Source organism: Flavonifractor sp. An82 (genome assembly GCF_002159265.1).
In the GTDB taxonomy this organism is placed as follows: Bacteria; Bacillota; Clostridia; order Oscillospirales; family Oscillospiraceae; genus Flavonifractor.
Genome location: NZ_NFHG01000001.1, coordinates 523,388 through 540,054 on the forward strand (window position 1 = coordinate 523,388; position 16,667 = coordinate 540,054).

Below are 16,667 nucleotides of genomic sequence, written 5' to 3' on the forward strand. Positions count from 1 at the left end.
GGTGATTGGCGGCAATTCCAGCATTGTGAGAGGTGGATGGTACGCAAATTATGACCGGAAGGAGTACAACACATGCAACGCAAACCCAACAAACACCGCCTGCTGCCCGCGGCCCTGTCGCTGGCCATGGTGCTGACGATGGTCCCAGCCCACGCGGCGGCGGCAGGTCAGCAGCCCCCCGTTCCCGAGACCACGGTAAACAGCGACCAGTTCAGCCACGCCTTCAAGCTGGACTTCGGCTATCAGAATTCCGGCTGGATGGAGCGCATCACCGCCCTTTCGGTGGATGGTGTGCCCTACGAGAAGGTGAGCAGCACCATCTATCTCAAAACCGGCACCTATGTGGTACAGCCCAGCGACGGGCGTATCGTGCTGCCTCCCGGCCTCAGCGGCAAGGTCACCTGTGTGATCCGGGCCGAGGGCTATGAGGAGCTGAACCTGTCTCTGGATACCAGCACATCTACCGTGGCGGTCAACCCGCCCGCCCCCACCGGCACCCAGCCTGCCGCAGAGCTTCCCGGGGGCATGAGCGCCTCTCTGGAGCAGGCCATGTCGGTCTATCTGAAGCTGACCATCACCGGAGCGGAGGGCTATGTGGACGGCATCACCGCCATCCGGCGCACATCCCCCGACGGCAGCGGGGCGGATCTGGCGGCGGTCCCCAACAGGACCCATGTGGACGGCCCCACCTATTTTTTGGACGGGGCGGAATCCGCGGTATACTTCGACGCCATGAACCCCGCACTCAAGGACGGGGACACCCTGCGCATCACCAGCGGCCAGTACAAGGACCTGCTGCTGAAGATCACCCGTTCCGGCGACGGCTATCAGGTCCAGGTCTTCCGGGAGGAGCAGCCCCAGCCCGCGGATGAGCAGGTGCTCCATGTGCGTCTGGCCGGTTCCCTTCCGGCCGCCCCGGCAGGCCAGGCCTACGGCAAAAATACCCTGGAGGTACAGTGCGCCCTGGCCCAGAAGGGGGCCTCCCCTGCTGAAAATGACTGGAAGCCCCTCCACAAAAGCGGTCTGATCCTGGCACAGGAGGGGGCCTCTGTGGCCATCACCCCCCAGGGCAGCGGCCTGACCGGCACCTATTCCCCCGCCGACGGCACAATTACCCTGACGGGCACCCCCGCCCAGGCCGGGTCCTATCAGGTGGCGGTCACCGTCACTGACAGCCAGGGCCGCAAGGCCGTCACCACCGCCGTTCCCCTCCAGGTGTACGCCGTCGGGGAAAAGCTGTCCGACCGGCTCACCCTGGGCAACAGCGTCCGGGAGCAGAACGGCAGCTACCGGTTCCAGATGCCCGCCCAGGCCATCAAGGAGTTCGGCGGCCTCCAGGAGACGGTGACCGTCCCCGCCCAGATCCGCACCTGGTCCGGTACCGCCGGAGCCCGGGGCACGCTGGGCTACGCCCTGCCTGAGGGCCGTGAGCCTGTCCAGACCCTGCTGGTCCCCGCCGGGTGCGATCTGACCATGGAGCACATGGACCTGCTGGGCAGCGTGAAGGTAGTGGTGCAGTCCGGCGGCCGGCTCACCCTGCGGAACACCACCGTTGAGGGCGTGGTGGAGGTAGAGAAGGGTGGCTCCTTCTCCATGAACTATGACAACGGCAAATTCCTCACCGGCGCCGCCATCAACGGCCAGCTGCGGCTCAAGACCGGCGCGGTGCTGGAGAATGCCGCCATTTATGCGGCCGCCAGCCAGACCGCCCGAGCCACCCAGCCTGTGGTGGCGGTGCAGGGCGACGTTACGGTGAAGGGCTCTGTCTACCTCCGGGGGGATGAGGTGCTCACCGGCAGCGGCCTGCGCACCGGCAAGAGCTATACGGGCCGCACCGGCCTGCTGGTCAGCGGCGGCACCCTGACTCTGGACCGGAACTCCCTGCTGGCGGTCTACGGCGGCGGGATGCAGATGGCAGCCACCGCGGGAGCCGACGCCATCCAGCTGGACCGGGGCGATATCACCGGCAGCGGCACGCTGGTGGCTGTGGGCGGCGACGGCTCCTACGACCGGGGCGGCGACGCCGTCAGCGGCCGGGGCACCCTCTCGGTGGCCAAGGCCTACCTCCAGGGCGGAGCCAGCTTCAACGGCACGGCCTTCCGCACCGGCGGCAAGGCCGTTACCACCGGGGTGTACGCCCCCAAAGCGGTGAAGAACGACGGACCTACCTACCGCAATGAGCGGGAGAACCCCCGCATCCCCCGGTGGACCTCCTCCGCCCCCGGCTATCTGGACGCCCAGCGGATCATTTCCTATGTGACCGCCCAGACTGCTCCCACCGCCAAGCCCACCCAGCCCGGCTCGGGCAAGCCCGGCGATAAGCGACCCGGCACCGGCCAGTCCAAGCCCTCCGGAAAGAACACCGTTTACACCGTGCGGGTGTCCGCCGCCTCCCATGGCAGCGTGTCCGTCAAAGACAGCCAGGCAGAAGAGGGCGATCTGCTGCGTCTGATGGTCAAGCCGGAGAAGGGCTATGTTCTGAACCAGCTTACCGTCACCGACCAGAAGGGCAAGGCGGTCAAGCTGACCCAGAAGAGCGAAAACAAGTACACCTTTGCCATGCCAGCCTCCGCCGTTACCATCCAGGCCAGCTTCGTGAAGGAGTCCGACGCCCGCAAACCGGCCAAGCCCGCAGTGCCGGCAACCCCGCTGGTGCCCGCTAAGCCTGCGGCCCCCGTCACTCCCACGGTCCCCACTACCCCCGCGGCCCCGGTCACTCCGGCGACCCCTGCCGCCGTGCCTTTCAAGGACGTGTCCCCCAAGGACTACTGCTATGCCGCCGTCCAGTGGGCGGTGGGCAGGAACGTGACCCAGGGCACCTCGGCCAACACCTTCTCCCCCGAGGCTCAGTGCACCCGGGCTCAGGTGGTCACCTTCCTGTGGCGGGCCGCCGGCTCCCCCGCCCCCAAGAACCGGACCCTCCCCTTCCGGGACGTGAAGTCCGGCGACTACTGCTATGACGCGGTATGCTGGGCGGTGGAGAAGGGCATCACCGGCGGCACCGGGGCCAACACCTTCAGCCCCGACCTGGTGGTGACCCGTGCCCAGGCGGTGGCCCTCCTCCACCGGGCCGCCGGCTCCCCCGCCGCCCGGACGGCCAGCGCCTTCTCCGACGTGAAGAGCGGCAGCTACTATGCCGCCGCCGCCCAGTGGGCCAGCGCCCAGGGCATCACCCAGGGCACCGGCGCCAACCGCTTCAGCCCCGACAAGGACTGCACCCGGGGCCAGATCGTCGCCCTGCTCTACCGGGGCGTGCAGCAGTCCGTTTTCACCTGGTAAACAAACAAAAACACAACCACCAGCTTTCCGGAGCTGGTGGTTGTGTTTTTTACAAAGATCAATCCTCGTCCCGATGGAGGGCCAGCCGCTGCTGGATCTCCTTCAGCTTGGCCCGGGCCTCCTTTTTGACGGCCATGGCGTGCTCCAGGCGGGCCTCCAGACCTTCCTCCAGGCCCTGCTTTCTGGCCTTGGCGGCCTGACGAAGGGTCTGCTCGGCCTGCTTTGCCGCCTGCTTGTAGGCCTTGCGGGTCTCCTGAAGCTGCTTTGTCAGCCGCTGGGGATAGGCGCGCAGGTCGGGATAGGCCTGGTGCAGACGGCGGAGCAGCAGGGTGCGGTTGTGCAGCAGAATATGGACCTGCTTTGTGATCTCCTCCGTGTTGTCGCCGGGCTGATCGTCGATGCTCCGGCGCACCATGCCCATGAGGAAGTGGGCGGTGGTGTAGTCGGCCAGCATGACCGCCGCCACCGTCAGGGCGGCAATGCGCAGGACCAGGGGGCTCCACCGGTCCATCCAGCCAAAAATCACCGGGTCAATGACCTGAACAATGATGACGCAGGCCGCCCCGAACAGGAGCAGATTGCCGATCCAGATACGGCCGTGGAGGTTCATGGGCTTCTGGCTGTAGTCCCACCAGCGGGCGTGGAAGCGCTTTTCCATGTACCAGGAGGTGAAATACTCCAGGGCTCCGCACAGCACCATACCGGCCAAAAAGGTCTCCCACACCGTGCCCTTCCGGGCGATGAGGCCGCCCACCACCAGGGTCACCGTCACGGCTCCCCAGCCGTAGATGGGGCAGTAGGGCCCGATGAGAAAGCCCCGGTTGATGAACCGGTGGAACTGTATGTATTTCAGGGTCACCTCGGTGATCCAACCCAGGCAGGAGAACAGGAAAAATTGAAGGATAAATTCACAGATCAGGTTCAGACCCAAGACAGCGCCTCCTTTTCAGAAGAAAAAAGGAGGACCTTTGGTGCAGGTCCTCCTTTTTGGGTGATATGGTTGTGTGCTCAGTCCTGGTCCCAGTTGTGCCAGACGTTCTGCACGTCGTTATTGCATTTATAATTCTGTGAGTCGCATTCAACATGATATAAGTTAAGTATATCATAATTTGAGAAAAAAACAAGTGGTAATGCATTAGAGCATATCCCTTATGAATAAATTGTTTATACCGTTTATCTGTGTTACAATATTAGTGCCCCTCCGTTGATTCAGGATGGAGGTGAAACCTTATGGTAAAAGTACGTGAGTATACTCGTATCCGTTATGGAAAAGTAGAAATCGTCTGCCAACACTGGCGAAGATTACCAAGGCGGTAACGTTTATCCTGGGCCAGGTCAAACTCTCAATTTGACATTGGAGGGGCCTTTTATATGCTGTTTTACTCTTGGTAGAGTAGAGTTAAATATTTTTATAAAATAATGAAATTGACTAGTTTTTCTCTTGAACTCAAAATTTATATCCGCATTGCCAACATTTGTCTCTTTTGGGTTGGGTAGTCTTACATTCGGGGCAGGTGATCATTCCCTTGCTAGGCTGATTTGTCGAGCTAATTGCATACGTTTTATTTGTGGGAGCAATATAATTGGATTTTGTATTTATTTTATCAGTATTATCAATTTTCTCAAAATATACCACTAATCCCAAGTAAAAAGCACCTTGATTAACGTATGTCATAGCCGAAATCCTATAATCAGGATTTTCATCCAAAAATTTATTTAATTCGTCTTCTGCGAATTTTGTCATTGTACCGTCAAATCTTTTAACAAATCTATCTCGCAATTAAATCAGCTCCTAATTGTTTTTTATAATCTTATATTTGTTGAATAAATAAGTCAACCATTATCTGGTGCTTTGCAAGCATTTGTAAATTTGAAGGTTACTATTGGCCATGGATATAATCAGTAGTTAAGATAAAGAAGCACCCTTTCTGCTTGTTTACACAAATCAGAAAAGGGTGCTTTAAAAGTTAATTATTTAAGCAGAAAAGTTAGACAAATAATCATTTGCCACTTAAAATTTAGCAATCTTCTTGATACTTAATTGATCTTGCTACTTTTAGTCCTGATCCCAGTTGTGCCAGACGTTCTGCACGTCGTCGTTGTCCTCCAGCAGGTCAATGAGCTTCTCCATGTTCTTGATGTCGTCCTCATTTTCCAGCTTGACATAGTTCTGGGGCACCATCTCCACGGCGGCCTGGACGAAGGTGTAGCCCTTCTCCTCCATGGCGGCCAGCACGGTGCCGAAGGAGTCGGGGTCGGTGTACACCTCGAACACGTCCTCCTCCACCTGCATGTCGTCGGCGCCGCAGTCCAGGGCGTCCATCATGACGGTGTCCTCGTCCAGGTCTTCCTTCTCGATGATGATGACGCCCTTGCGGTCAAAGGACCAGGACACGCAGCCGGTGGCGCCCAGGCCCTTGCCGTACTTGTCCAGCAGGTGACGGACCTCGGGGGCGGTGCGGTTGCGGTTGTCGGTGAGGGCGTCCACGATGACGGCCACGCCGGAGGGGCCGTAGCCCTCGTACACCACGTTCTCGTAGCTGTCGGTGTTGCCGGAGCCCAGAGCCTTGTCGATGGTGCGCTTGATGTTGTCGTTGGGCATATTGGCCGCCTTGGCCTTGGCGATAACGGTGGCCAGACGGGAGTTGTTGTTGGGGTCGCCGCTGCCGCCGGTCTTGACGGCCACGATCATCTCGCGGGCGATCTTGGTGAAGATCTGGGAGCGCTTGGCGTCGGCCGCGCCCTTGGTCTTCTGAATATTATGCCACTTGGAATGTCCTGACATTGGTACTCGTTCCCTTCTCGTCGAAAATCAGCGCAACTAGTTTATCACTTTTTCGGGCGCTTGACAAGCCCTCACAGGTAGGAAAACACCTCTTTATGGGTCTGGGTGGTGAGCACCTCCACCTTGGCAAAGCCGTCGGCCAGCCACTTGGCCAGCACGGGCACCACCACCTGCTCGGTGGGATAGTGGCCGGCGTCGATGAGGTTGACCCCCAGGGCCTTGGCGTCCAGGAAGCCGTTGTACTTCACGTCCGCGGTAACAAAGGTGTCGCAGCCCAGGGCCAGGGCGTCCTTCAGCATGTCGGCGCAGGCTCCGCCCCCCACGGCCACCCGGCGCACCGGGCGGCGGGCGTCCACGAAGCGCACCCCGTTTGCCCCCAGGGTCTCCTTGACGAAGGCGGCGAAGGCGGGGGCGTACATGGGCACCCCGGCGGTGTTGCCCACCCGGCCGATGCCGTAGGGCCGGCCGGAGGCGTCCACCCCGTCCTGCTTCAGGGGCTCCACGCTGGTGAGGCCCAGCTTGCGGGCCAGGGCGTCGTTGACGCCTCCCCATACCGCGTCCAGGTTGGTGTGGGCGCACACGGCGGCGATGTTATGCTCCACCAGGGAGAGCAGGATGCGGCCGTCGGGGGTGGCGTCGGTCACCGACTTGGCGGGGAAAAAGATCACCGGATGGTGGGACACGATGAGCTGGCAGCCCAGCTTTGCGGCCTCGGCCACCACCTCCTCGGTGATGTCCAGGCTCACCAGGACCTTGTCCACCTGCCGGTCTCCCCGGCCCACCAGAAAGCCCGCGTTGTCAAAATCCATCTGGAGGGAAAAAGGGGCCAGAGTGTCCAGATACTGATAGATCTCTCTTACGGTTGCCATGACAGCCACTCCTCTCGCATCATTTGCAGATCCCGGTGGACCTGCTCCAGCTCTTCCAGCCGTGCCCCGTCGGCGCTCCGGGTGGAGCGGCGCAGCCCCTCCACCGCCCGGGCGGTCTGGTCAATGAGCCGGTTTAAGTATGTTTCCCGCAGGGGGTCGTCCTCCCCCCTGCTCTGCCGCCCGGCCCACAGCTCACCGGCGGTGAGCTCCGCCATGGGTCCGGCCTCCACCCGGAAGGTGGTATAAATGGTATCCCCTTCCCGGGTCAATATTTCCCGGGCAATGGTAAAGCCGTGCTCCTGGAGCCAGCGCCGCAGCTGGGGCTGGGCGCTCATGGGCTGGAGGAGCAGCAGGCAGTTCTCCCGCCACACCCAGGGTGCGGCGGAAAGAATGGCGGCGATGGTCTCCCCTCCCATGCCGGCGACGGCGATGGTGTCGGCCTCACCGGGAGCCACCCCGGCCAGCCCGTCGCACAGCCGGAAGTCCATGTGCTCCGTCAGGCCGTATTTCTCCGCCGTGGCTCGGGCCCGGTCCAGGGGCCCCTGCCGCAGGTCGCAGGCCAGAGCCCTTGTGATGACGCCGTGCTGGAGCAGCCACACCGGCAGATAGGCGTGGTCAGTGCCGATGTCGGCGAATTTGGCCCCCTGGGGTACCAGCTGGGCCACCGAGCGCAGCCTGGGGGTCAGTTCCATGGGACGCATCCCAGTCACCTCCTACGAAAAAAGGAGCGGTCTGACCGCTCCTTTTTTGCCTTTGTTACTGAGCAGCGCCCACGCTGGCGTTGATCTTGGCCAGCAGCTCGTCCACATCCACGCCGTGGACCATGCAGGCCTCCTCCACGGTCTCACCGCGGGAAGAGGGGCAGCCCAGGCAGTGCATGCCGATGGACAGGAAGATGGGAGCGGTCTCGGGAGCGATGTCCAGGATATCGCCGATGATGGTATCTTTGGTGATCTGAGCCATAAAGGGAATACCTCCAAATTTCTAGGATATTGGTAGTATATCCGATTTTTGCGCTTTTTGCAAGAGAGAGATGAAAAAAGTTGGGCGTTACAGAAAGGCCAGGGCCTCCCGGATGTTGCGGACGCGGATGAGCTGGAGCCCGTCGGGCACCTCCAGCTTGGCGCCGGTGCGCTGGGGCACCAGGCATTTGGTGAAGCCCAGCCGGTGGACCTCGCTGAGCCGCTGGCCCAGGGCGTTCACCGACCGCAGCTCCCCGGTGAGGCCCACCTCCCCGATGGCGGCCAGGTCCCCGGGCACCGGACGGTCCCGGAAGGAGGAGGCCAGGGCCACCACCATGGCCAGGTCGGCGGCGGGCTCGTCCAGGTTGAGGCCGCCGATGACGTTGATGTAGGCGTCGCAGGAGCTGACCATCAGGCCGCCCCGCTTTTCCAGCACCGCCAGCAGCAGGTTGGCCCGGTTGAAGTCGAAGCCGTTGCAGGTGCGCCGGGGCACGTTGAAGCTGGTGGGGGCCAGCAGGGCCTGGACCTCCGCCAGCACCGGCCGCACCCCCTCCATGACGCAGGTGACACAGGTGCCGGGGGCGTCCTGGGGCCGTCCGGACAGCAGCATTTCCGAGGGATTGGGCACCTCGGTGAGTCCGGCGTCCCCCATCTCGAACACCCCGATCTCGTTGGTGGCCCCGAAGCGGTTCTTGGCCGCCCGCAGGATGCGGTAGGAGTTCTGCTGCTCTCCTTCAAAATAGAGCACGCAGTCCACCATGTGCTCCAGCACCTTGGGTCCGGCGATGGAGCCCTCCTTATTGACATGGCCGATGACGAACACCGTGATCCCCCGGCCCTTGGCCAGGTTCATCAGGGCCATGGTGCAGTCCTTCACCTGGCCGATGCTGCCGGGGGCGGCGGACAGTTCCCCGTTGTACATGGTCTGGATGGAGTCCACGATGAGCACGTCGGGCTGGAGGGCGGTCACCGCCTCGGCCACGTCGTCCATGCTGGTCTCGGCCAGCAGGTAGAGCTCCTCTCCCCGCACCCCCAGCCGCTCGGCCCGCAGCTTGATCTGCCGCTCGGACTCCTCGCCGGAGACGTAGAGCACCTTGGCGAACCGGCACAGATTCTGGCAGATCTGGAGCATGAGGGTGGATTTGCCGATGCCCGGCGCGCCGCCCACCAGCACCAGGGAGCCCTGAACCGCGCCCCCTCCCAGTACCCGGTCCAGCTCGTTCATGCCGGTCTGGAACCGCAGCTCACTGGTGGTCTCCACCTCGTCCATCCGCCGGGGTTTTATACTGCCACGCCGCTCTCCTACGGGAGCGGCGACAGGGCCTTTTCGTTTGGTCTCGGCGGGCTGCTCCACAATGGTGTTCCACGCCTTGCAGGCGGGGCACTGGCCCGCCCACTTGGGCAGCTCATTGCCGCATTCGGTACAGTAAAACATGGTTTTGGCTTTCATGGGTGGATAATCCTCCTACGGGATGAAATTTCCTTCATATTGCAGCCAGGCCCCCGCCAGGGCGGCGGCCAGCTGGAGCTGATAGCCCTCCGAGCGCAGCTTGCCCTCCTCCTCCGGGTTGGACAAAAAGCCGCACTCCACCAGAATGGCGGGGCGGGTGATGTGGTTCATGAGATAGACCGTGTCCGGAATGGGCTTGGCCTGCCGCTCGTTGGCCGGGTCCACCGCCTGCCGCAGCACCTCCTGGGTGTAAACGGCAAACTCCTGGCTGCCCTGAGTGGGGGCGTAAAACACCTGGGCCCCGTGGTATTTGGCGTTGGTGAACATGTTCTGATGGATGCTCAGCAGCACCCCGTTTTCCGTCTCCTCCACCGCCGCCGCCCGGTTTTTCAGGTCGGAGGACTTCTTCTCTCGCAATGTATCCGCCGACGGGTCGTGGAGAGACACGTCCTCCTGCCGCAGCACCACCGGCGCCCGGCCGCACAGACCCAGCAGCAGGTCCAGCTTCTGGACGATGGCCAGATTGATCTGGCTCTCGGGCACGCCGGTCAAAGAGACTGCGCCTCCGTCCTCCCCGCCGTGGCCCGCGTCCAGCACCAGCACGGGCCGTCCGCTGTCCACAGGTCCTACAGTCTGGACCGCACCCCCCGGCCAGAACACCAAATAACCGGCGGTGGCCAGAGCCAGCACCCACAGCAGGGCCCACTGTCCCACACGCTTCATACCGCTCCCCCCTTTTCAGATCAAGGAAGGATATGCGGCGGCAGAGCGGGATAGAAGAAACCGTCCCTGTTATTCTACCATGAAGCGCCCCGCTTGTCCAAATTTCTGTTGCCTTTTTACCGCCCAGGGGCTAAACTGGAAGCAGCAACCATGGAGGTGAGAGCAATGGTCATTGATAAGATGAAAAACGCTTCTCTGTATTACGGTCTGGGCCAGCGGTTCCAGCAGGCCCTGGAGTGGCTGGCCCAGGTGGACCCGGACAGCCTGACCCCCGGTCAGCGGGTGGATATCGACGGCGACAACGTGTACGCCACCCGGTTTGACGTGGATACCAAGCCTGCCGCCGACTGCAAGCTGGAGTGCCACCGCAACTACGCCGATATCCAGTATGTGGTGTCCGGCACCGAGGGCATGGGCTACTCCCTGCCCGACGCGCCCCTGACGCAGCTCAGCGAGTACACCCCCGACATCCAGTTTTTCACCACCGACTGGGATACCATCACCGTCCGCCCCGGCACCTTCTACATCGTCTGGCCCCAGGACCTCCACGCCCCCCGCGTGGCGCTGGAGTCCCCCGTGCCCGTGAAGGTCATCGTGGCAAAGGTGAAGCTCTCCTGACCCCCGGAAAAACGGCCGCCCCCCACAGGTTAAGCCCCATAGGTACACAATGTGGACCTATGGGGCCGCCGCGTATGGGGAAAAGACCCGTCGCAGAATTAAAAGTTTCTGCGACGGGTCCTTTTACATCCCAATGCAAAAGAATAATACAGTATCCATAAGGATGTGGAGCTTCATGCGCATATATCAAGGCATCCAACTTTAATAGTTAAGAGGTTTGCGAATGTCTTTTCTAAGTTGTATTGTTCGTTCAAAGGATGTATAATGCGATTAAACAGTTAGATGCACAATAAGGAGCCTGCCGATATGGAGTATGTAACGCCAAAGGATAAAGCAACAGAATGGGGCATTACACAACGACGTGTTGAAATTCTATGTGGGGATGGCCGTATCCCCGGAGCGTATCGTCTGGGCCGTGTGTGGGCCATTCCAAAGGATGCCAGAAAGCCCCTGGACGGTAGAACGCGCCAAGCAAAAGAATCACAAAAGGGAGATTGCTGATGTTTTACCAAATGATCACCAACGCACGGAACCGTTGGTTTGCGTCCTCCGAGTGTACTGCCCAGGGAATCATCGCTTATATTGAAAAAGCAAACCAGATGCGCGATGCCCAGATAGATGCCATTAAAACCTATCTGTATCTGAAAATTGCCTGCGGTTGTGCGCCTCTGGCAAAATTATTCTGCCAGGGAGCGTTCAACACTATGGATTTGGAGCAAGAGGAACTTTCTGCAAAGACAAGGACTTTTTTACTTAGCCATCCGGCCGCGGCCGCACTGTTCGAGTACGCCTGTTTGAAAACCGATTCCGGCGAACAGGTTTCCGAAAAGCTGGAAAAGCAGATACGCAAAGACCCGGAGAGCATAGATTATGAAGATTTTTTCCAATCCGCCTTTTACGGGGTATCTTATACCGACTATCTGTTCAGCCTGCCCATGGGTGCCGGAAAAACCTACCTGATGGCCGCATTTATTTATCTGGATCTATACTTTGCCAAAAACGAGCCCCATAATCCTGCCTTTGCCCATAACTTCATGATCTTCGCTCCCTCTGGGCTGAAATCCTCGGTTGTGCCCAGTTTGAAAACCATCCAGCGATTTGATCCCTCTTGGGTGATCCCACAACCAGCGGCATCGGAAATCAAGCGTCAGATCTCCTTTGAAGTGCTGGATCAAGGCAAGACCGCCAACAAATCCAATAAGACGAAGAATCCCAATGTGCAGAAGATCGCCAACCATCAACCGCTGTCTGAACTGTTTGGCTTGGTGGCCGTCACCAACGCGGAAAAGGTGATATTGGATCGTATTCAGGAGAAGTTGGGGCAAATTAGTATGTTTGAAGAGAGCGATGACGAAAAGGATCGGCAGGCCAATGAGTTGCGCAACCTAATCGGAAAACTCCCCGGCTTGTCCATTTTCATCGATGAGGTCCACCATGCGGTCAGCGACGAGATCAAGCTCCGTGCCGTAGTCAGCAAGTGGGCGACGAATCAGACCGTCAATTCTGTGGTCGGCTTTTCCGGTACACCCTATCTGGAAAAGGCGGAGAAAATCAAGGTGACTGATGGTCTCTTAGTATCCTCGGCGGAGATTTCCAATATTGTCTATTACTATCCGCTTATCGACGGCGTAGGAAACTTTCTCAAGCGGCCCATTGTGAAGATTGCAGATATTCCTGACAGTAGCCGCATTATTGAAAATGGCGTCAGAGATTTTCTCGATGCTTATCAGGACACTGTATATCCTGGCGGGACACTGGCCAAGCTGGGCATCTACTGCGGAACTATTGAAAAACTGGAGGAGCTGGTCTACCCCATAGTAGCTCGTATCGCGTCGGAGTATGGGCTTTCCGGCGATGCCGTTTTGAAATTTCACAAAGGAAATAAGCAGTATCCCCAGCCAGCCGATAGCCAGATGGAGTTTGACAGCCTGGATCAGCCTTTCTCAAAAATCCGCATTGTGCTGTTGGTGCAGATCGGAAAAGAGGGCTGGGATTGCCGCAGCCTGACGGGAATCATTCTCTCCCAAGAGGGAGATTGCCCCAAAAACATGGTGCTGCAGACCGCTTGCCGCTGCCTGCGTCAGGTACAGAAAGACGCACTGGAAACGGCTCTGATCTATCTAAACAACAGCAATGCTGAAAAACTAAACGCTCAACTGCTGAAACAACACCATATCTCTCTGAAAGAGTTTTGTGAAGCAGATCACCATAAAGTGTCACTGGCTCGGTATGACCGCACCGATCATCTCCATCTGCCCAAGGTAGACTTCTATCAGCTGAAGATCCACTATGAGACCTTGATCGTAGACCCCGCTGAGCCGGAAAAAACACTCCCGGATGTTTACAAAAATGCAAGTATTGTAGCAGGCACCATTAAAACCACCGATTTCTCCATGGAGGTAACGGATACCAGAGTGGATAATGAGGAACACGGTACTGTCCCAGCGTCTTATTCTGCCTGGCTTTATAGCATCGTCCGCAGTTCCCTCTACACTCTTACCATGGAGGAATTGCAGCCCTATGATGCCCAACTGAGGTCTATCTTTGAGGAAATCACTTATCAACGGAATGACTCGCGGTATTTCAGTTCCAAATATGATCTGCGCCAGGTGGAGGCGAATATCCGCAAGACCTTTTGCGCTCTTCGCTCCTACGAGACCCGTGAAGAGCGGATACCTCAGTCGGCCAGCCTGCTGAATATCGCCAACTTTACTCAGACAGTTGAGACAGAACGGCCCCAGGATTACTATCCCAACCAGGAGACGGCACAAAAAATCGTTCTGGATGACCAGGGTAAACTGAAATTAGACAAGAAGGCACAGGCGATGATGGAGTTGGCCCAGGAGATGGGGCAGGAAGATGTCCTGACCATGCTCCGCAAAAAGTATTCTTCCCACCCCCAAAAGGATCGCTCTTTCCACTACCTGCCCTACCACACGGACAGCGGCTTTGAGCAAATATTCCTGCGGGAAGTGCTGACCTTTCCCGAAATCGAGCGTTTGGGCCTGGAGGTCTATTACAACGGTGACCGGTCCATGACGGAGTTTAAGATCAAGTGCTACAAACGAAGCGGCAATGCTTGGCAGTATGTAGGGATGTATACGCCGGACTTCCTCATTCTCCAGCGCAAAGACGGCAAGATCCATAAGGCTATGATCGCCGAGACCAAGGGCGAAGCCTATGCCAACGATCCAAAATTTAAGGATAAAAAGGCCTTCGTGGAGACGGAGTTCCTTCGGCAAAACAACGCCGCCTTTGGCTATGCGCGGTTTGAGTATCTGTATTTGGAGGATACGCTGCCCGAGCGGGACAGGCTTGTCATGACGCAGAGGAAAATTTGTGAATTTTTTCAGAGGTGATAACTTTGAATTTACAGCGTAGAATTGCCGCTTTATCTGGCATATTGTCTCTTCTTTCATTAGTTGTAGCTATTATTTTAAATTTTTTCGAGTTTTCATTTGCAAGCAATCTTTCTTTAGGCCTATTTTCGAGTGGAATTTTAATATGTGGAACAGCTATTGTAACTTATTTTTACGAGAGAAATCGTGCGGTGCTTTCTCTATATAACGGTTGCCATGACTTTATGGAAGCTCTAAATAAGAACCTGAGAGTAGACAACAGGATTGGAATATATGAGTTGAAAGACAATCTTGAAGAGATGCAAAAAGTCTACAAAAAAGAGGTTTATTTTTATATATGCCAGTTACTCTCAATGAATAAACATTTCAAACTTACTAAGATAATCAAAGAGATCTGGGAATCTGTTAGGAAGGTTTATTTGCTCGTGGTAGAAGACAACAGTAAAGTTTGTCAGTTTCTCATAGGAGATATATCGGAAGATGAAATAAGAAGTTATACTTTTAAGTATACAAGCGGTGATTCTATAAAACAGATAAAGTGTCTTCAAGAAGCATTGGATAAGCTTTCCTACCACATGAATTACTACAATATTCGAAAAGGGAAAAACTCCAAGGAGGAGCATGACCATGCCGATTAAATATGTACCGTTTATCCCGGAGCCTGTGGAAGGACAGGCTGTATTGGGAAACTTTAACCGCATTCTCAAGTATAAGGGCGCGGATGATATGTCCATGGTGCTCCAGCGTGGAATGCCCCTGTACGAGATGGAAAAACAGGAGACCGTGGGGGAAAACAAGGATGGCAACCTGGTCATCCGTGGAGAGTGCGTCTCCGCCTGCGCCTATTTGAAGGAGCAGGGTATCCAGGTGGACCTGGTGTACATCGATCCGCCCTTTGCCAGCGGCGCCGACTATGCCAAGAAGGTGTATCTCCGCTGTAACCCCAAGGTGGCCGAGGCCATCGACCAGGCGGAGCAGGAGCTGGACATCGAGGAACTGAAAGCCTTTGAGGAAAAGATGTACGGCGATGTATGGGATAAAGAAAAATATCTCAACTGGATGTACGAGAACCTCATGTCCATTAAAAGTGTGATGAGCGAAACTGCGTCCATTTATGTGCATTTGGATTACCACATCGGGCATTATATGAAAGTTCTAATGGATGAGATCTTTGGAGAAGATAATTTCCGAAACGAGATTATCTGGAAACGCGCAACTGCACACAGCGATGCAGAGTTTTATGGAAACAATTTTGACTGTATATACTTCTATACCAAATCTCAAGAACAATATGTATTCAATACTGTTTATGTACCATATGACGAAGACTATGCAGCTCGGTTCAGGCGAAGTGACCCAGACGGACGCAAGTGGGATGATCGTGACCTTTCTGCAAAAGGATTGCAAGGAGGAGGATACACCTATGAGTATAAGGGGTGTACATCCCTCTGGAGATGTCCGATAGAAACTATGGAAAAACTTGACTCAGAGGGACGGCTGTATTTCACAAAAAATGGTGGCATTCGTCGAAAATTATATTTAGACGAATTACCTGGAATGCCAGTACAATCTATGTGGATGGATATAAATCCGGTTAATTCACAGGCGGTAGAGCGCTCTGACTATGCTACACAAAAACCAGCCGCTCTCTTAGAACGCATTGTTAATGCATCCTCCAATAAAGGAATGTGTGTCGCCGACTTCTTCGGCGGCAGCGGCGTCTCCGCTACGGTGGCCAACAAGCTGGGCCGTCGTTTCATCCACTGTGACATTGGCCTCAACTCCATTCAGACCACTCGAGATCGGCTGAAAGTAGACGGGGCGCAGTTTGATGTGCTGGAGATCAAGGATGGTGTGCAGCTCTATCGCAACCCCGTTCAGACCATGGACAAGATCAAATCATTGATTCCTGGCCTGAAAAACGAGGACTCCCTGGACTCCTTCTGGGAGGGTGCCATCACCGACAGCAAGTTGGGTACTATCCCCGTCTATGTTCCCAACCTGATGGACAGCACCTCCAAGCTGCTGGATGTGGTGCTGATGAACCGTATCATCCATCAGGCCATCCCCGACCTGGACGCCGGTATCAAAAAAGTCATCGTTTACTACATCGACATCACCAGCGAGGAGGAGATCCGCAGATTCATTGACCAGGACGACAGCACCACCGTGGAAATTGAGTTGCGTGATCTGAAAACCGTTCTGGATGATGTGGTCATCGGCGACTATGCCAAATTCCATATCGAGGAGCGGAAGGGTGACCTTTTCGGTGGCTATGCCGTGGTGGTAGATACCTTTATCAGCGACCGTGTACTACAGAAGATCACCGAATTCAATGAGAAAGCCAGGATGAACGCCACAGCAAAGAAGCCCTTTAAACCTATTGAGGTCAGCGATGACGGTCTGGAGCTCATCGAATACCTGAGCCTGGATTGCTCCGCAGCCCAGGGAGAATGGCACTCGGACAGTGAAATTAAAATTGATAAAAACGGCCATGTCATCCGCAACGGTGAGAAAACCAAAGAATTCTGGGATGGGACCATTTGCGGTGAAAAGAACCCCCTTCGCTTGAAGATCCGCAATATCTGCGGAGATGAGACGGTGTGGGAGCTATAAACCAAA

The 16,667-nt window shown here is 56.8% G+C and carries 14 protein-coding genes; 6 read left to right on the forward strand and 8 right to left on the reverse strand.

Annotation, left to right across the window (positions count from 1 at the left end):
- Positions 1 to 72 precede the first annotated feature (72 nt).
- Complete coding sequence (locus B5G34_RS02970) at positions 73 to 3,279, forward strand: S-layer homology domain-containing protein (RefSeq protein ID WP_087334071.1); 3,207 nt, start codon at positions 73 to 75, stop codon at positions 3,277 to 3,279.
- 58 nt (positions 3,280 to 3,337) lie between these two features.
- Here the strand turns inward: B5G34_RS02970 and B5G34_RS02975 are convergent, their stop codons facing one another.
- From B5G34_RS02975 to B5G34_RS03005, 8 genes are all read right to left on the reverse strand, one after another.
- On the reverse strand, positions 3,338 to 4,210 hold the full coding sequence (locus B5G34_RS02975) for a hypothetical protein (protein ID WP_087334073.1): 873 nt from the start codon (positions 4,208 to 4,210) through the stop codon (positions 3,338 to 3,340).
- Between the two features lie 516 nt (positions 4,211 to 4,726).
- Positions 4,727 to 5,059, reverse strand: coding sequence for a hypothetical protein (locus B5G34_RS18350; RefSeq protein ID WP_140397180.1), 333 nt, complete (start codon positions 5,057 to 5,059; stop codon positions 4,727 to 4,729).
- A gap of 276 nt (positions 5,060 to 5,335) precedes the next feature.
- Complete coding sequence (locus tag B5G34_RS02980; RefSeq protein WP_087334075.1) at positions 5,336 to 6,064, reverse strand: YebC/PmpR family DNA-binding transcriptional regulator; 729 nt, start codon at positions 6,062 to 6,064, stop codon at positions 5,336 to 5,338.
- 71 nt (positions 6,065 to 6,135) lie between these two features.
- Complete coding sequence (locus B5G34_RS02985) at positions 6,136 to 6,933, reverse strand: Nif3-like dinuclear metal center hexameric protein (RefSeq protein WP_087334077.1); 798 nt, start codon at positions 6,931 to 6,933, stop codon at positions 6,136 to 6,138.
- A complete protein-coding gene (locus B5G34_RS02990; protein ID WP_087334079.1) occupies positions 6,921 to 7,634 on the reverse strand; it encodes a class I SAM-dependent methyltransferase in 714 nt (237 codons plus the stop codon). The genes B5G34_RS02985 and B5G34_RS02990 overlap by 13 nt, the downstream gene beginning before the upstream one ends.
- Positions 7,635 to 7,689: 55 nt before the next feature.
- A complete protein-coding gene (locus tag B5G34_RS02995; RefSeq protein WP_087188762.1) occupies positions 7,690 to 7,896 on the reverse strand; it encodes a DUF1858 domain-containing protein in 207 nt (68 codons plus the stop codon).
- A gap of 87 nt (positions 7,897 to 7,983) precedes the next feature.
- Positions 7,984 to 9,345: a DNA repair protein RadA gene (gene radA / locus B5G34_RS03000; RefSeq protein WP_087334081.1), complete on the reverse strand. Its 1,362-nt coding sequence runs from the start codon at positions 9,343 to 9,345 to the stop codon at positions 7,984 to 7,986.
- Positions 9,346 to 9,360: 15 nt separating this feature from the next.
- Complete coding sequence (locus B5G34_RS03005; RefSeq protein ID WP_087334083.1) at positions 9,361 to 10,068, reverse strand: N-acetylmuramoyl-L-alanine amidase; 708 nt, start codon at positions 10,066 to 10,068, stop codon at positions 9,361 to 9,363.
- Between the two features lie 150 nt (positions 10,069 to 10,218).
- Here B5G34_RS03005 and B5G34_RS03010 point away from each other — a divergent pair, with 150 nt between their 5' ends.
- The 5 genes from B5G34_RS03010 to B5G34_RS03030 all read left to right on the forward strand — a co-directional run bounded on the left by B5G34_RS03010 (position 10,219) and on the right by B5G34_RS03030 (position 16,661).
- Positions 10,219 to 10,686, forward strand: a complete 468-nt coding sequence (locus B5G34_RS03010) for a YhcH/YjgK/YiaL family protein (protein WP_087334085.1) — start codon at positions 10,219 to 10,221, stop codon at positions 10,684 to 10,686.
- A 306-nt stretch (positions 10,687 to 10,992) separates the two neighbouring features.
- A complete protein-coding gene (locus B5G34_RS03015; RefSeq protein ID WP_087334087.1) occupies positions 10,993 to 11,187 on the forward strand; it encodes a DNA-binding protein in 195 nt (64 codons plus the stop codon).
- Entirely contained in the window at positions 11,187 to 14,045 is a 2,859-nt protein-coding gene (locus tag B5G34_RS03020; RefSeq protein ID WP_087334089.1) for a DEAD/DEAH box helicase family protein, read from the forward strand. Before B5G34_RS03015 ends, B5G34_RS03020 begins: the two co-directional genes overlap by 1 nt.
- Before the next feature lie 5 nt (positions 14,046 to 14,050).
- On the forward strand, positions 14,051 to 14,683 hold the full coding sequence (locus B5G34_RS03025; RefSeq protein ID WP_140397181.1) for a hypothetical protein: 633 nt from the start codon (positions 14,051 to 14,053) through the stop codon (positions 14,681 to 14,683).
- A complete protein-coding gene (locus B5G34_RS03030) occupies positions 14,673 to 16,661 on the forward strand; it encodes a site-specific DNA-methyltransferase (protein WP_087334092.1) in 1,989 nt (662 codons plus the stop codon). The genes B5G34_RS03025 and B5G34_RS03030 overlap by 11 nt, the downstream gene beginning before the upstream one ends.
- Positions 16,662 to 16,667 lie beyond the last annotated feature (6 nt).

Bases quoted from the DNA above. Each gene is read 5' to 3' on its own strand.
- B5G34_RS02985 (WP_087334077.1), bottom strand. From the start codon at position 6,933: ATGGCAACCGTAAGAGAGATCTATCAGTATCTGGACACTCTGGCCCCT.
- B5G34_RS03030 (WP_087334092.1), top strand. From the start codon at position 14,673: ATGCCGATTAAATATGTACCGTTTATCCCGGAGCCTGTGGAAGGACAG.
- B5G34_RS03020 (WP_087334089.1), top strand. From the start codon at position 11,187: ATGTTTTACCAAATGATCACCAACGCACGGAACCGTTGGTTTGCGTCC.
- B5G34_RS03010 (WP_087334085.1), top strand. From the start codon at position 10,219: ATGGAGGTGAGAGCAATGGTCATTGATAAGATGAAAAACGCTTCTCTG.
- B5G34_RS02970 (WP_087334071.1), top strand. From the start codon at position 73: ATGCAACGCAAACCCAACAAACACCGCCTGCTGCCCGCGGCCCTGTCG.
- B5G34_RS02980 (WP_087334075.1), bottom strand. From the start codon at position 6,064: ATGTCAGGACATTCCAAGTGGCATAATATTCAGAAGACCAAGGGCGCG.
- B5G34_RS03005 (WP_087334083.1), bottom strand. From the start codon at position 10,068: ATGAAGCGTGTGGGACAGTGGGCCCTGCTGTGGGTGCTGGCTCTGGCC.
- B5G34_RS02990 (WP_087334079.1), bottom strand. From the start codon at position 7,634: ATGCGTCCCATGGAACTGACCCCCAGGCTGCGCTCGGTGGCCCAGCTG.
- B5G34_RS02995 (WP_087188762.1), bottom strand. From the start codon at position 7,896: ATGGCTCAGATCACCAAAGATACCATCATCGGCGATATCCTGGACATC.
- B5G34_RS03015 (WP_087334087.1), top strand. From the start codon at position 10,993: ATGGAGTATGTAACGCCAAAGGATAAAGCAACAGAATGGGGCATTACA.
- radA (WP_087334081.1), bottom strand. From the start codon at position 9,345: ATGAAAGCCAAAACCATGTTTTACTGTACCGAATGCGGCAATGAGCTG.